At 69.2% G+C, this 14997-nt stretch carries 13 protein-coding genes; 6 read left to right on the forward strand and 7 right to left on the reverse strand.

Annotated features, from left to right (window positions below):
• Positions 1-27: 27 nt before the first annotated feature.
• Together ACZY0X_RS25290 and cobN are read right to left on the reverse strand one after the other, a co-directional pair.
• Complete coding sequence (locus ACZY0X_RS25290; RefSeq protein ID WP_463774331.1) at positions 28-543, reverse strand: GNAT family N-acetyltransferase; 516 nt, start codon at positions 541-543, stop codon at positions 28-30.
• Positions 540-4127 carry a cobaltochelatase subunit CobN gene (gene cobN / locus ACZY0X_RS25295; RefSeq protein ID WP_463774332.1) on the reverse strand — a complete coding sequence of 1196 codons (3588 nt, stop codon included), beginning with the start codon at positions 4125-4127 and terminating at the stop codon, positions 540-542. Before cobN ends, ACZY0X_RS25290 begins: the two co-directional genes overlap by 4 nt.
• Before the next feature lie 432 nt (positions 4128-4559).
• Here cobN and ACZY0X_RS25300 point away from each other — a divergent pair, with 432 nt between their 5' ends.
• The 5 genes from ACZY0X_RS25300 (at position 4560) to ACZY0X_RS25320 (ending at position 9869) form a co-directional block, all read left to right on the forward strand.
• Positions 4560-5501: a TauD/TfdA dioxygenase family protein gene (locus ACZY0X_RS25300; protein WP_463774333.1), complete on the forward strand. Its 942-nt coding sequence runs from the start codon at positions 4560-4562 to the stop codon at positions 5499-5501.
• A gap of 4 nt (positions 5502-5505) precedes the next feature.
• Positions 5506-6618: a precorrin-3B synthase gene (gene cobG, locus ACZY0X_RS25305; RefSeq protein ID WP_463774335.1), complete on the forward strand. Its 1113-nt coding sequence runs from the start codon at positions 5506-5508 to the stop codon at positions 6616-6618.
• Positions 6619-6627: 9 nt separating this feature from the next.
• Entirely contained in the window at positions 6628-7254 is a 627-nt protein-coding gene (locus tag ACZY0X_RS25310) for a precorrin-8X methylmutase (RefSeq protein ID WP_463774336.1), read from the forward strand.
• Positions 7251-8726 (forward strand): precorrin-2 C(20)-methyltransferase, encoded by a 1476-nt coding sequence (locus ACZY0X_RS25315; RefSeq protein WP_463774338.1) that lies wholly within the window; start codon positions 7251-7253, stop codon positions 8724-8726. Before ACZY0X_RS25310 ends, ACZY0X_RS25315 begins: the two co-directional genes overlap by 4 nt.
• 81 nt (positions 8727-8807) lie before the next feature.
• Positions 8808-9869, forward strand: coding sequence for a phosphotransferase family protein (locus ACZY0X_RS25320; protein ID WP_463774582.1), 1062 nt, complete (start codon positions 8808-8810; stop codon positions 9867-9869).
• Here the strand turns inward: ACZY0X_RS25320 and ACZY0X_RS25325 are convergent.
• From ACZY0X_RS25325 to ACZY0X_RS25340, 4 genes are all read right to left on the reverse strand, one after another.
• On the reverse strand, positions 9856-10581 hold the full coding sequence (locus tag ACZY0X_RS25325) for a cobalt-precorrin-6A reductase (protein WP_463774339.1): 726 nt from the start codon (positions 10579-10581) through the stop codon (positions 9856-9858). The two genes, ACZY0X_RS25320 and ACZY0X_RS25325, sit on opposite strands and share 14 nt — an antisense overlap.
• Positions 10582-10584: 3 nt before the next feature.
• Positions 10585-11340 carry a precorrin-4 C(11)-methyltransferase gene (cobM, locus tag ACZY0X_RS25330; RefSeq protein WP_463774341.1) on the reverse strand — a complete coding sequence of 252 codons (756 nt, stop codon included), beginning with the start codon at positions 11338-11340 and terminating at the stop codon, positions 10585-10587.
• Entirely contained in the window at positions 11337-12524 is a 1188-nt protein-coding gene (gene cbiE, locus ACZY0X_RS25335) for a precorrin-6y C5,15-methyltransferase (decarboxylating) subunit CbiE (RefSeq protein WP_463774342.1), read from the reverse strand. The genes cobM and cbiE overlap by 4 nt, the downstream gene beginning before the upstream one ends.
• Before the next feature lie 92 nt (positions 12525-12616).
• Positions 12617-13369: an SDR family NAD(P)-dependent oxidoreductase gene (locus tag ACZY0X_RS25340; protein WP_463774343.1), complete on the reverse strand. Its 753-nt coding sequence runs from the start codon at positions 13367-13369 to the stop codon at positions 12617-12619.
• A gap of 35 nt (positions 13370-13404) precedes the next feature.
• On the opposite strand from ACZY0X_RS25340, the gene ACZY0X_RS25345 reads away from it, so the two are divergent.
• Positions 13405-13818, forward strand: a complete 414-nt coding sequence (locus tag ACZY0X_RS25345) for a F420-dependent biliverdin reductase (RefSeq protein WP_241404841.1) — start codon at positions 13405-13407, stop codon at positions 13816-13818.
• Positions 13819-13837: 19 nt separating this feature from the next.
• Here the strand turns inward: ACZY0X_RS25345 and ACZY0X_RS25350 are convergent, their stop codons facing one another.
• Entirely contained in the window at positions 13838-14968 is a 1131-nt protein-coding gene (locus ACZY0X_RS25350; protein WP_463774345.1) for a M24 family metallopeptidase, read from the reverse strand.
• Positions 14969-14997 lie beyond the last annotated feature (29 nt).

The following is a 14997-nucleotide window of genomic DNA, read 5'->3' on the forward strand; positions in this document are numbered from 1 at the left end:
CCGAACCATCTCCCCGGGTCGCTTCGCTCAGATGTCGCCGAACGGTGCGGCATAGCGAATGACGCCCGAGGGAATCTCGCTTCCGTCGAGGGCGAGCACCATGAGTGCGTCGTCGGGAACCTCGTCGCGCATCCTGACGCCATGGGTGGACGCCCGGGTGAACCCGAATCTCGGGTAGTAATCGGGGTGGCCAAGGACGGTCACGAAGCACTCATCCTGCTGCCTGGCCGCGTCGAGGACCGCGCGGATGGCAGCAGATCCTGCCCCGGCTCGTTGATATTCGGGAGGCACCGCGCACGGCCCCAGACACAGCGCCGCAGTGTCACCGATATGGCAACGCGTGAGCAGCGCATATCCAGCGGGATCACCGCCGTCGGTTGTGGCGATCATCGACAGTCCGTCGATCCAAGCGGGATCACCACGGAGTGTGTCGACGAGATCGGCTTCCTCCGCCGTCTCGAAGGCCGCGAGGTTGATCCGCCGAACGGACGCAATATCAGCGACGGTCTCCGGACGGGTGAGCCAGGCCTGACGCGTGCTCATCCCTCGAGCTCGCCCTCGGTCTCCAACAGCACCTGGCGTAGCCCGTCGAGGGTCGCCTGCTCCGGTTCGGCCCACATGCCCCGGCCCGCGGCCTCGAGCAACCGCTCGGCCATACCGTGCAGCGCCCACGGGTTGGACTCGTTCATGAACTTGCGGTTCTCATCGTCCAGCACGTACTCACCGGCCAGTCGTTCATACATCCAGTCGGCCATCACGCCGGCGGTGGCGTCGTAGCCGAACAGGTAGTCGACCGTGGCGGCCATCTCGAAAGCGCCCTTGTAGCCGTGTCTGCGCATGGCGGCCATCCACCGCGGATTGACCACCCTGGCCCGGAACACCCGGGTGGTCTCCTCCGACAGCGTGCGGGTGCGCACCGAGTCCGGTCGGGTGTTGTCCCCGATGTAGGCCGCCGGGTCGCGTCCGGTCAGTGCCCGGACCGTGGCCACCATGCCGCCGTGGTACTGGAAGTAGTCGTCGGAGTCGGCGATGTCGTGCTCGCGGGTGTCGGTGTTCTTGGCGGCGACGGCGATGCGTCGGTACGCCGTCTCCATGTCCTCCGATGCCGGGGCACCGTCGAGGCCGCGGCCGTAGGCGAAACCGCCCCACGCCGTGTACACCTGCGCCAGGTCGGCGTCGTCGCGCCAGTTCCTGCTGTCGATGAGCTGCAGCAGCCCGGCGCCGTAGGTACCGGGCTTCGATCCGAAGATCCGTGTCGTCGCGCGCCGCTGGTCGCCGTGCTCGGCCAGGTCGACCCGACTGTGGGCGCGCACGTAGTTGTCCTCGTCGGCCTCATCGAGTCCGGCGACGAGGCTGACCGCGTCGTCGAGCATCGTGACGACGTGCGGGAACGCGTCGCGGAAGAAGCCGGAGATCCGGACGGTCACGTCGATGCGCGGCCGGCCCAGCTCCCCGAGGTCGATCGGCTCGAGTGAGACAACGCGGCGGGACGCCTCGTCCCACACCGGCCGAACACCGAGCAGCGCAAGGACTTCGGCGATGTCATCACCGGAGGTGCGCATCGCGGAGGTCCCCCACACCGACAGCCCGACCGACCGGGGCCATTCACCGTGATCGCCGCGGTATCGCTCGAGCAGTGAATCTGCAAGCGCCACACCGGTTTCCCAGGCCAGCCGGGACGGCACCGCCTTGGGGTCCACCGAGTAGAAGTTCCGGCCGGTGGGCAGCACGTTCACCAGCCCGCGCAGCGGTGAGCCGGACGGCCCCGACTCGATGAATCCCCCGTTGAGCGCCAGCAGGATCTGATCGATCTCCCGCGACGTGCCCCGCAGCCGCGGCACCACCTCCGCCGCGGCGAAGCGCAGCACACCGGCGACGGCCGGATCGGTGGTGATTCCGTCGACCGCCGCTGCGTCCCAACCGCTTTCCTGCAGGGCCGACACCAGTTCGCGCGCCTTGCCCTCGGCCGCGTCGACCGATGCCCGATCGTCGTGGCCGTCCTCGGCGAGGCCCAGCGCCTCACGCAGGCCCGGCACATGCTGCTCACCACCGAACAGCTGGCGCGCGCGCAGGATGGCCAGCACCAGGTCCAGTTCGACGTCGTCGGTGGGTGCCTGCCCCAGGATGTGCAGGCCGTCCCGGATCTGGACGTCCTTGATCTCACACAGCCAGCCGTCGACGTGCAACAGCATGTCGTCGAACACGTCCTCGTCGGGCCGGTCCTCCAGCCCCAGATCGTGGTCCATCTTCGCGGCACGCATGAGCGTCCAGATCTGCTGACGGATCGCGGGCAGCTTGCCGGGATCCAGCGACGCGATGTTGGAGTGCTCGTCGAGCAGCTGCTCGAGACGTGCGATGTCGCCGTAGCTCTCGGCGCGCGCCATCGGCGGAATCAGATGGTCCACCAACACGGCGTGCGCACGGCGCTTGGCCTGGGTGCCCTCCCCCGGGTCGTTGACGAGGAACGGGTACACCAGCGGCAGGTCGCCCAGCGCCGCGTCCGTGCCGCAGCCCGCTGACATGCCCAGTGTCTTGCCCGGCAGCCACTCGAGGTTGCCGTGCTTGCCCAGGTGCACCATCACGTCGGCGCCGAACTCCGCTGAGATCCAGTGGTAGGCCGCCAGATAGTGGTGGCTCGGCGGCAGGTCGGGGTCATGGTAGATCGCCACTGGGTTCTCGCCGAAGCCGCGTGGCGGCTGGACCAGGATCACGATGTTGCCCGATTGCATTGCGGCGATGACGATCTCACCGTCGGGGTCGCGGCTGCGGTCGACGAACAGCTCACCCGGGGCCGGACCCCAGTGCTTGTTGACAGCGTCGGTGAAACCGGTCGGCAGGGTGGCGAACCACGCCCGGTAGTCGGCTGCCGACACCCTGATCGGGTTGCCCGTCAGCTGCTGGTCGGTGAGCCAGGCGGGATCCTGCCCGCCGCGTGCGATCAGTTCGTGCACCAGGGCGTCACCATCGCCGGCGTCGACACCCGGCACGTCTCCGATCTGGTATCCCGCTTCGCGCATGGCCCGCAACAGCGCAACAGCACTGGCCGGGGTGTCCAATCCGACGGCATTGCCGATCCGGGCGTGTTTGGTGGGGTAGGCCGAGAACACGATGGCGACCCGCTTGTCGGCGGGCGCGATGTGACGCAGCCGGGCGTGCCGCACGGCCAGCCCGGCCACCCGTGCGCAGCGTTCGGGGTCTGCGACGTAGGAGATCAGGCCCTCGTCGTCGATCTCCTTGAACGAGAACGGAACCGTGATGATCCGTCCGTCGAACTCGGGAACCGCCACCTGGGTGGCGACATCCAGCGGGCTCATTCCATCGTCGTTGTCATCCCACTGGGCCCGCGAGCTGGTCAGGCACAGACCCTGAAGGATCGGGATGCCGAGTGCGGCCAGATGCGCGACGTCCCAGTTGTCGTCGGATCCGCCTGCGCCGACGCTGGCAGGCGTGGCGCCTCCCGCGGCCAGCACGGTCGTCACCATCGCGTCGACGGTGCCGAGCAGTTCCAGCAGCGCGGGTTCGGCGGTACGCAGCGATGCGCAGTACACCGGTACCGGGCTACCACCGGCACCCTCGATGGCCTGGCACAGCGCCTCGACGTACTCGGTGTTACCCGCCAGGTGCTGCGCGCGGTAGTAGAGGACGGCGACGCGGGGCCCCGACACATCGACGCCGGTGGTGCGCTCCAGTACCCCCCATGTCGGCGTCGCCACCGGTGGCGCGAAGCCGAAACCGGTCATCAGCAGGGTGTCCGACAGGAAGGCATGCAGCTGGCGGAGGTTCTCCACGCCGCCCTGGGCAAAGTAGACGTGCGTCTGCAGGGCGACGCCCGCGGGCACCGTCGAGTGGCTCATCAGATCCGCGTCGGGCGTCTGCTCACCGCTGATCACGACAGTGGGCAGCCCCGCGGCGACGACCTGGTCGATACCGTCCTCCCAGGCGCGGTATCCGCCGAGGATGCGGATCACGACCGCGTCTGCGCCGTCCAGCAACTCGGCGAGTTCACCGTCGATCAGTCGCGACGGGTTGGCCCAGCGGTAGCCGGCGTCACCGGCCCGGGCCGCGATGAGGTCTGTGTCCGAGGTCGACAGCAGCAGGATGGTCGGAGCGCTAGGCGATTCAGGCACGCACCATTGTTACCCATGTCGCCCGGCGCCTGGGCAGTCACCGATCACGGTCGTCCACCTAACGCGCCGGGCGGGCAGGCCTCAGCGGTGGTCGTTACCCCAGCGGCTGTGCCACGTCTCCTGGTACGGCAGGCCGAATCCGATGACCATCAGTCCGAGCGCTGCTCCCAAAGCCATGAGTGCGAGCATTGCGATTCCTCTCTGTCACCCGTCCGCCGACTCCACTGTCGTGAATGCTGCTGGCAAACGGTGCTTCTCAGAACGTAATACCGCCGGTACCGCATTCCGCACTTTCGTGTGGCACGGAACACACACGTCGATTTGGTGACGCGGGTCACACCCCGACGATCGGTGGCCCGCGGTCACCGCGGACTATTGCTCGGCCCGGTTGAAACGGTGGTCAGGCCCGCCCCGTTTTGAGGCAATGGCTCCATGACCAACTCCCCCGTCATCGTCAAGCTGGGCGCCCACATCGGGGCCCGGGTCGACGGCGTGCGACTGGACGGTGACCTCGACCGTCACACCGTCACGGCGATCAACGATGCACTGCTGACCCACAAGGTCATCTTCTTCCGCGGCCAACACCACGTGGACGACGACACACAGCTGGCCGTCGCCAGGACCCTCGGCACGCCGACGCTCGCACACCCCACGGTGCTGTCGCGCGGCACCGACGTACTGCCCATCGACTCCCGGTATGACAAGGCCAACTCCTGGCACACCGACGTCACGTTCGTCGACCGCGTGCCCAAGGCCTCACTCCTGCGCGCCGTCACGCTTCCGGAGTACGGGGGCACCACAACGTGGGCGTCGACCGAGGCCGCCTATGACCAACTCCCCGAACCACTTCGGTTGCTGGTCGAGAACCTGCGCGCCATCCACACCAATGACTACGACTACGTGCGGGACGTCGATGAGCGCATCGACCAGAGTGCGGACACCATCCGCGCCTACCGCGACGAGTTCGTCTCCGACGTCTACGAGACGGAGCATCCGGTGGTGCGGGTACACCCGGAGACGGGCCGGCGCGTGCTGCTGCTGGGCCACTTCGTGAAACGCTTCGTCGGGCTCGGATCGGCGGAGTCCGCGACGCTGCTCGCCCTGCTGCAGGCCCGGGTGACACGGCTGGAGAACACGATCCGGTGGAACTGGCAGGCGGGCGACCTCGCCATCTGGGACAACCGCGCCACACAGCACTATGCGGTGTCGGACTACGACGACCAGTACCGCAGGCTGAGCCGGGTCACGCTGGCCGGTGACATCCCCGTCGACGTGCACGGTGCGCCAAGCCGCGTCATCGCCGGCGACGCATCACACTACTCCGAGGTCGTCACCCCTTCCGGATTCACCGCGAGGCTGGCCGCCGTACCGTAGACGTGTGGCCCGAGATCGCGACGATGACGCCTGCCCCGGCGCACTGCAGGTGCACCAGGCCGCAGATGGCGCGTTGGCACGGGTGCGGCTTCCCGGCGGGATGATCGACGCCGGGCAGTTGGCCGCGCTGGCCATCGCCGCGCAGCGCTTCGGCTCACCGGCAATGGAACTCACCTCGCGCGGCAACATCCAGATTCGCGCTGTCGGCGATCCACCGGCGCTCGCCGATGCCATCGCCGCCGCCGGGCTCCTCCCCTCGGCCAGCCATGAGCGGGTGCGCAATATCGTCGCCTCACCGCTGTCCGGTCGCCACGGCGGCGAAGCGGACGTCCGCCCCCTGGTGCTGGGTCTGGATGAGGCCATCCAGGGCGATCCCGGGCTCGCGCGACTGCCCGGACGGTTCATGTTCGCCCTCGACGACGGCCGCGGCGATGTGTCGGGTCTGGGTGCCGATGTCGGCGTGCACCTGCTGTCGCCCGATCACGCGGCACTGCTGGTCGCCGGTGTCGACACCGGCGTGCGCGTGCCGACAGCCGACGTCATCACCACGCTGACCGCCGTCGCCGCCAGATTCGTCGATGTGCGCGGAAGGTCCTGGCGCGCGAAGGAACTCGGCGATGTCGACGTTCTGCTGACGGGTCTGCCGAGAACCGCCGAGCCGGGCCGCACCTGGCCTCCCGTGATGGCTCCGCCGGTCGGGTGGATCACCCAACGCGATGGCAGGGTCGCACTCGGCGCCGCTGTGCCATTGGGCGTGCTGGAGGCCAGGGCCGCCGAGTTCCTGGCCGCTGTCGATGCGCCGCTGGTGATCACGCCGTGGCGGTCGGTGGTGGTGTGCGATGTCGACGAGGACGTCGCGGATGCCGCGCTGCGGGTCTTGGCGCCCCAGGGCCTGGTGTTCGACGCGGCCTCGCCGTGGCTGTCGGTCAGCGCCTGCACCGGCAGCCCGGGGTGCGATCACTCGGCCGCTGATGTCCGTCGCGACGCAGCGGACGCCGCGCTGCGGCCCGCCGACACCCACCGGCACTTCGTCGGCTGTGAACGCGCCTGCGGGGCGCCGCCCGTCGGTGAGGTACTGGTGGCGACCGGGGACGGCTACCTGCCACGCCACCCGTAGGGTGATCGCGTGCTGGACTACACCCGCGACGCGGCGGAGATCTACCGGCAGTCGTTCGCAACCATTCGCGCGGAGGCTGACCTGGCGCGCTTCCCCGACGATGTGTCACGCGTCGTGGTGCGCCTGATCCACACCTGCGGCCAGGTCGACGTCACCGAACACGTCGCGTTCACCGACGACGTGGTGACCCGGGCCCATGCCGCGCTGACCTCGGGCGCACCGGTGCTGTGCGACTCGTCGATGGTGGCCGCGGGTATCACCCGGTCACGGCTGCCCGCCGACAATGAGGTCGTCTCGCTGGTCGCCGATCCCCGCGCCGCCGATCTTGCCGCCCAGCTGGGCAGCACCCGTTCGGCTGCCGCGGTCGACCTGTGGGCCGATCGCCTCGGCGGCGCGATTGTGGCCATCGGCAACGCCCCGACTGCGCTGTTCCGGTTGCTCGAACTGCTCGATGAGGGTGCACCGACGCCCGCCGCGGTGCTGGGCGGACCCGTCGGTTTCGTCGGATCAGCCCAGTCCAAACAGGAGCTGATCGAGCGTCCACGCGGGATGTCCTACCTGGTGGTGACCGGCAGACGCGGCGGAAGTGCGATGGCCGCCGCCGCGGTCAACGCGATTGCGAGCGTCCACGAATGAGCCAAGTCGGAACCCTCTGGGGTGTGGGACTGGGCCCCGGCGACCCAGAACTCGTCACCGTCAAGGCCGCCCGTGTGATCGGTGAGGCCGACGTCGTGGCCTATCACAGCGCGCGCCACGGCCGCAGCATCGCGCGCCGCATCGCCGAGCCATACCTGCGCGACGGTCAGATCGAGGAGCACCTCGTCTACCCCGTGACCACCGAGACCACCGACCACCCCGGTGGCTACGCGGGGGCGATGGAGGACTTCTACCGCGTGTCGGCCGATCGCATCGCCGTCCACCTTGAGGCCGGCCGCAGTGTCGCGCTGCTGGCCGAGGGCGACCCGCTCTTCTACAGCTCCTACATGCACATGCACACCCGGCTCACGTCGCGATTCCAGGCGGTCATCGTGCCCGGGGTGACCTCGGTGAGCGCAGCATCGGCCGCGACCGGCACGCCGTTGGTGCAGGGCGATGAGGTGCTGACGATCCTGCCCGGCACCTTGCCACCCGATGAGCTGCGCAGGCGGCTGCGGGACACCGACGCCGCGGTGGTGCTCAAGCTCGGCCGGTCCTACCCTGCTGTGCGGGAGGCACTCTCGGCGACAGGCCGGATCGACGACGCGTTCTACGTGGAGCGGGCCAGCACCACCGAGCAGCGCGTGCTGCCTGCAGCCGACGCCGACGCCGACTCGGTGCCCTACTTCGCCCTGGCGATGCTGCCCGGTATGACGCCGCGACCGGCGCAGCCGCAGGGCAGTGTCGCGGTGATCGGGCTGGGCCCCGGCGACGCCGACTGGATCACACCACAGTCCCGTCGTGAACTGGCTGCCGCCACCGACCTGATCGGCTACGGGCCGTATCTGGACCGCATAGGCGCCCGTGCGGGTCAGACCCGGCACCCCAGCGATAACACCGACGAACCGGCCCGCGCCCGGCTCGCCTGCGAACTCGCCGAACAGGGCCGCGCGGTGGCCGTCATCTCCTCAGGTGATCCCGGTGTGTTCGCGATGGCCACCGCCGTGCTCGAGGAGGCCGAGGACTGGCCGGATGTCGACGTGCGGGTGATCCCCGCGATGACGGCCGCCCAAGCCGTCGCCAGCCGGGTCGGGGCACCACTCGGGCACGACTACGCCGTCATATCGCTGTCCGATCGGCTCAAGCCGTGGGACGTCATCGCCGCGCGGCTCACCGCCGCGGCCACCGCCGACCTGGTGCTGGCGATCTACAACCCTGCCTCCAAGACCAGGACATGGCAGGTCGGCGCCATGCGCGACCTGCTGCTCGAGCACCGCGACCCCGCAACTCCGGTGGTGATCGGCCGTGATGTGTCCGGTCCGAAGGAGCACGTCAAGGTCGTGGCGCTGGGCGATCTCGACCCTGCCGACGTCGACATGCGATGCCTGCTCATCATCGGCTCGTCGCAGACTCGGTGGCAGTCCAACGGATCCGGCGACCGCGTCTACACGCTCCGCCGATACCCCGGCTGAACACTGCTGACTCCTGTCGAAGATCGTTGACAGCTGTCAGTACTGCGATTAGCGTCACGCGGCATGACTTCTGGTCCCGGGATGGCCGTCTCGATTCCTCGTAGCCCGACGGACGTGACGCCGGAATGGTTGCAGACCGTGTTGCAGGCCGAGGTCAAGTCGGTCGATGTGACCCCGATCGGGACAGGGCAGACCGGCGCCACCTACCGCATCGCCGTCGGCTACGCCTCCGAGCAACCCGAATTGCCGGCCACCTTCGCGATCAAACTGTCATCCCAGGACGACGCAGTACGCGAACGGGTGGCGCTCGGCTACCGGTCAGAACACGCCTTCTACGCCGATGTGGCGGGCCTCGTCCGCATCCCGATTCCGCAGCACTTCTACTGCGACATCTCCGAGGACGGCGGCGATTTCGTTCTGTTGCTCGCCGACATGGCACCCGCCGTGCAGGGCGACCAGATCGGCGGATGCACGCCGGCCGAGGCGGCCCTGGGCGTCAAGGCGTTGGCCGGACTGCACGGACCCACCTGGTGCGACCCCAGGTGGCCAGACTTCCCCGGCCTGGCCATGTCTTTGACGACTGACGACGCCATCAAGGGTCTGGGTGACATCGCGGTGATGGCCACCCAGATCACGCTGGAACGGCTGGGCGCACGGATGAGCGCCGAGGATCGCGACACGACGACCGAGGCCATGTCGATGGTGGCGCAGTGGCTGCTTGCCGACCGCGACCGATTCTCACTGATGCACGGCGACTATCGCCTCGACAACATGTTGTTCGACCCCGACCGCACCCGCGTGACCGTCGTGGACTGGCAGACACTGGGTGTCGGGCTGCCCGCACGGGACCTGGCGTACTTCACCGGAACCAGCCTGCTCCCCGCCGCGCGCGCACAGTCCGACGAGGACCTGGTCTCCACCTACTACGCGGAGCTATTGAGTTACGGCATCACCGATTACGCCCGCGAGACGTGCTGGCGCGACTACCGGGTCGGCATGCTGCAGGTGCCGCTGCTCTCGGTACTCGGTTGTGCCTTCGCCATCTCGACCGAGCGCGGCGACGACATGATGCTGGTGATGCTCGAGCGCGGCTGTCAGGCGATCCGCGATCTGGGCAGCCTGGATCTCGTCAGAGCGCTCTGACCCAGTCGACCGCCTCGTCGACGGTCGGCACGGCGTGCACACCGTCGGGCAGCCCTGGGCGGTCCACCATGACGACGGGAACCCCGAGCTCACGCGCGGCGTCCAGCTTGGCCCGCGTCATGGCGCCACCGCTGTTCTTGGTCACCAACGCGTCGATCCGCTTGGCCCGCAGCAAATCCCGTTCGGCCTCCAGATGGTACGGCCCGCGTGACAGCAGCAGCTCGTGGTGCCGCGGTAGCTCGTGATGCTCTGGCGGCGTCACCGCCCTGATCAGAAACCAGGCGTCGACGTCGGCGAACGCCGCCGCGCCACTGCGGCCCGTGGTCAGGAAGACGCGCGAGAAGCCCCTCTCGGCAACGGTGTTGGCGGCAGCCACATCGGATTCGACGACGATGGCGTCCCCGGGTGACCATGCCGGCCGGGCCAGCACCAGGTGGTGCACGCCCGTCTCGCGACAGGCCTGCGCCGCGTTCGCGGTGATGGTGGCCGCGAACGGATGGGTCGCGTCGACGACGGCGCCGACGCCGTTGTCGGCCAGCCACCGGGCCAGGCCGGCGGCGCCTCCGAAGCCACCGACGCGCACCGGCCCGACGGGTAGCGCCGGGTCGGGCACCCGTCCGGCCAGTGAGCTGACGATGTCGGTCTGCGGATGCAGACGTGCGGCCAGCGCACGCGCCTCGGAGGTGCCGCCGAGCAGCAGGACACGACTCATCGGTCAGTGCCGGCTTCCGCGGCGGCGGTCGGCCGAGTACAGGTAGCTGTCGGTGAAGCCCTCGGCAGCAAGCACATCGCCGACGATGATGACCGCCGTGCGTGTGACGCCCTCGGCGTGCACCCGCTGCGCTAGTTCACCCAGCGTGCACTTGATCACCGTCTCGCTGGGCCAACTCGCGAATGCCACCACCGCGCAGGGTGTCTCGGGGGTGTAGCCGCCTGCGAGCAGATCCGGCACGATCGTGTCGATCTGTGCCGCCGCGAGGTGTAGCACCAGCGTCGCGCCGGGGGCGCACAACGACTGCAGATCCTCCCCCGGCGGCATCGCCGTCGACAGCGTCGCCACTCGGCTCAGCGTCACCGTCTGAGCCACCCCCGGCACAGTGAGCTCGCGGCCCAGCGCGGCCGCAGCGGCCGCGAATGCGGGCACCCCCGGGACGATCTCCCAGTCCACGCCCAATGCGTCGAGCCTGCGGCACTGTTCGGCCAGCGCGCTGTACAGCGACGGGTCACCGGAGTGCAGTCGGGCGACGTCGAGTCCGGCGGCGTGTGCGGCCGCGAGCTCGGAGATGATCTGATCGAGGTTCAGCGGCCCGGTGTCGATGACCTTCGCCTCGGGTGGGCACAGCGCCAGCAGGTCCTCGGGCATGATCGACCCGGCGTAGAGGCACACGGGGCAGCGCTGCAGCAGCCGCTGCCCACGCACGGTGATCAGGTCTGCCGCACCGGGTCCGGCACCGATGAAGTACACCGTCATGACTTGGTCACCAGCCACTGCGTCACTGGCATCGCGGGCCGCCAGCCGGTGAATGCGCCGACCGCCTCGCCGCGATAGTGCTGAAATCTTCGCAACTCACCACCATGCCTCGAATAGCCCTGCGCGATAGCGGCTTCGGACTCCACCGTCACCGCGTTGGCGACCAGCCGGCCGCCGATCGGAAGCCGCTCCCAGCAGGCGTCCAGCAGACCGGGTTGAGTCAATCCGCCCCCGATGAAGATCACTGCAGGCACCGCCGCGTCGTCGAACGCCGCTGGCGCGTCGAGGCGCACCTCGATGCCGACCCCAAAGGCCTTCGCGTTCTCGGCGATCCGTGCGCGGCGTTCCTCATCGCGTTCGAATGCCACGGCACGACAACCGGTCCCGGCGCGACACCACTCGATCGCGATGCTGCCCGAACCCGAGCCGACGTCCCACAGCAGCTCACCGGGCCGTGGTGCCAGCGCCGCCAGCGTGACGGCGCGCATCGCCTGTTTGGTGAGTTGACCGTCGTGCACGAAGGCGTCGTCGGGCAGCGTCGCGAACCGCCGGTGATCGGGCAGGTAGCGCACGGCGATGACGTTGAGGTCTCCGACGTCGCCTGGCGGCCGCGCAGCCCACTGCGCCGCGGTCGCGGTGCGGCGACGCTCATCCGGTCCGCCGAGTTGCTCAAGCACCGTGAACTCGGAGTCGCCGCGTCCCGTGCCGGCGAGCAGCGTCGCCAGCTCGCCGGGGCTGGATCCGTCCCGGGACAGCACCACGGCCCGGCCGCCGCGGCGCACCGCGGTGTGGGGCTCGGCGGTGACCAGGCTGATCACCTCGGTGTCCTGTACCGGCCACCCGAGCCGCGCGCACGCCAGGGTCACCGACGACACGTGCGGTAACACCGTCACCCGCTCCGGGCCGAACAGCCGGATCAGCGTGGCACCGACGCCGTGCATCAGCGGATCGCCGCTGGCCACGACGTGCACGTCACCGGCCACCTCGGCCAGCAGGCTCTTGAGCGCGGGCAGCATCGGCGACGGCCACGGCCTGCGCTGCGCCGACACCGACTCGTCGAGGAGGGCCAGCTGGCGATCGGAGCCGAAGACGACGGACGCGCCCCGCAGCTCCCCCGCGGACGCCTGCCCCAGGCCAGCCATACCGTCGGCGCCGATCCCGACCACGACGATGCGTCCGCTCATCTGTGTCCTCTGCTCTTCGCGCAAGCGCTCATCTGTGTCCTGTGCTCTTCGCGCAAGCGCTCATCTGTGTCCTCTGCTCTTCGCGCAAGCGCTCATCGCGGCATCCTGCGCCACACGGACCTCGGTATCAGCCTGAACACGAACGCCAGCGCCCCCAACGACCGGGGCACCCAGATCTCGGCGCGGCCTCTCGCCAGCGCCTTGGCTGCTGCGTCGGCGACGCGCTCCGGTGTGCTGGCCAGCGGCGCGGGTGACATGCCCTCGGTCATGCGTCCGATGACGAAACCCGGCCGTACCAGCAGCACGTGCACGCCGGTGCCGTGTAACGCGTCGGTCAGGCCGCGGACGAAACCCTCCAGACCGGCCTTGGCCGACCCGTAGACGTAGTTGGCGCGGCGGACCCGGGCGCCCGCCACCGACGAGAAGGCGACGATCCTGCCGGACCCCGCGTCACGCATGGTCGCCGCCAGCACCGTCAGAAGGCTGACCTGCGCGGTGAAGTCGGTGTGCACGATGGCCGCCGCATGCGTCGCGTCACGTTCCGCGCGGGCCTGATCGCCGAGGATCCCGAACGCCAGCACCGCCGTGCCGATGGGACCGTGCCCGGCGACGATGGAGGCCACCAGGCCGGCATGCGACACCAGATCGTCGGCGTCGAACTCGGTGACGTGCACCGCTGCCGCGCCTGCCGCGGTGAGCGCGGCGACCTGGTCGGCGAGTTGATCGGCGCGCCGCGCAGCGAGCACGAGCGTGCGACCGCGGGCCAGCCGTCTCGCCAACTCGACGCCGATCTCGCTGCGGCCACCGAATATCACCACCACGCCCGTGTCCGCCGTGTCTTCCATGGCTGAGATTATGTCCTGCGCTAAGTTGGGTACCGATGGCGAAGGCAACTACGCGGCTGACCAACGACGCGATCGCGTTCCTGACCGAACGCCATCTCGCGATGCTGACCACCCTGCGCACAGACAATTCACCGCACGTGGTCGCGGTCGGTTTCACATTCGACCCCAAGACGCACCTGGCTCGCGTCATCACCACGGGCGGCTCGCAGAAGGCTCTCAACGCCGCCGAGCGGGGCCTCGCGGTGCTCAGCCAGGTCGACGGCGCCCGCTGGCTGTCGCTCGAGGGTAAGTCCTCGGTCAACACAGATCCCGACGCCATCCGTGACGCCGAGCTGCGGTACGCCCAGCGCTACCGCACCCCGCGGATCAACCCGCGTCGCGTGGTTATCGAGGTGCGCATCGAGCGTGTGCTCGGCTCGTCCGAACTCCTCGACCGCAGCATCGACTGACCGCGCACTCGACTAACAGCTAGCGACCAACCGGAACCACGACCAGCTCGTGCGGCTGGTTGTTCACCGGCAGCGCACCGTCCGCGGTGACGATCACGATGTCCTCGATGCGCGCACCCCACGAACCCGGGAAGTAGATACCCGGCTCCACGCTGAACGCCATACCCTCCTCCAGCGGCAGATCGTTGCCCGCGACGATGTAGGGCTCCTCGTGCACCGACAGCCCGATGCCGTGCCCGGTGCGGTGCACGAACGCCTCCGCGAGCCCCTCCGCGGCGAGCACATCGCGCGCGGCGGCGTCGACCTGCTCGGCGGTGACGCCCGGCTTAACCACGGCCACGGCGGCCTGCTGGGCCCGTTGCAGGACTGCATAGTGCCGCGCAACGTCCTCCGACGGTTCACCGATGCTGTAGGTGCGCGTCGAGTCCGAGTTGTAGCCGGGCTCGTAGGGGCCGCCGATGTCGACCACCACGATGTCGCCCGCCGCGAGTTCGCGGTCGGAGCACTCGTGGTGCGGATCGGCGCCGTTGGGGCCCGATCCGACGATGATGAACGCAGGAGACGAATGCCCCTCCTCCACAATGGATTGCGCGATATCAGCGGCCACGTCAGCCTCGGTGCGGCCCGCCACCAGGAACTCCGGCACCCGGGCGTGCACCCGGTCGATCGCCGCACCCGCCTTGCGCAGCGCGTCGATCTCGGCACCGTCCTTGACCATGCGCAGCCGCCGGAGCACGTCGGTGGCCAGCACCGGCACCACGCCGAGCACATCGGCCAGCGGCAGCAGGTGAAGGGCCGTCATCGAATCCGTGACCGCGGTTGCCACCTGCCCGCCACCGAGCGCGTCGGCGACCATTTGGTAGGGATTCTCGCCGTCGACCCAGTCACGAACGGCCAGACCAAGTTCCGGTACCGCCGACTCGCGAAGCGACGCCAGCTCGAGCCGCGGCACCACGATGGTGGGCTGCCCATCGGCGGGCAGGATCAGCGCAGTCAGTCGCTCGAAGGTCTGTGCGCGCGAGCCAAGCAGGTAGCGCAGGTCATAGCCGGGGGTGATCACCAGTCCCGCCAGACCGGCCGCCGCTGTGGCCTGCGCCGCGGTCTTCAAGCGGCGCGCGTACACGTCGGTGCTGAAACGGTCGGTGTGCATGGCAATAGGCTAGCGGCAGGCTACCGACG

Source organism: Mycobacterium sp. IDUB_39 (genome assembly GCF_055419205.1).

Excerpts from the sequence above, each read along its gene's own strand:
- ACZY0X_RS25290 (WP_463774331.1), bottom strand. The coding sequence starts at position 543 with ATGAGCACGCGTCAGGCCTGGCTCACCCGTCCGGAGACCGTCGCTGAT.
- ACZY0X_RS25300 (WP_463774333.1), top strand. The coding sequence starts at position 4,560 with ATGACCAACTCCCCCGTCATCGTCAAGCTGGGCGCCCACATCGGGGCC.
- ACZY0X_RS25315 (WP_463774338.1), top strand. The coding sequence starts at position 7,251 with ATGAGCCAAGTCGGAACCCTCTGGGGTGTGGGACTGGGCCCCGGCGAC.
- ACZY0X_RS25320 (WP_463774582.1), top strand. The coding sequence starts at position 8,808 with ATGGCCGTCTCGATTCCTCGTAGCCCGACGGACGTGACGCCGGAATGG.
- ACZY0X_RS25325 (WP_463774339.1), bottom strand. The coding sequence starts at position 10,581 with ATGAGTCGTGTCCTGCTGCTCGGCGGCACCTCCGAGGCGCGTGCGCTG.
- cobM (WP_463774341.1), bottom strand. The coding sequence starts at position 11,340 with ATGACGGTGTACTTCATCGGTGCCGGACCCGGTGCGGCAGACCTGATC.
- cbiE (WP_463774342.1), bottom strand. The coding sequence starts at position 12,524 with ATGAGCGGACGCATCGTCGTGGTCGGGATCGGCGCCGACGGTATGGCT.
- ACZY0X_RS25340 (WP_463774343.1), bottom strand. The coding sequence starts at position 13,369 with ATGGAAGACACGGCGGACACGGGCGTGGTGGTGATATTCGGTGGCCGC.
- ACZY0X_RS25345 (WP_241404841.1), top strand. The coding sequence starts at position 13,405 with ATGGCGAAGGCAACTACGCGGCTGACCAACGACGCGATCGCGTTCCTG.
- ACZY0X_RS25350 (WP_463774345.1), bottom strand. The coding sequence starts at position 14,968 with ATGCACACCGACCGTTTCAGCACCGACGTGTACGCGCGCCGCTTGAAG.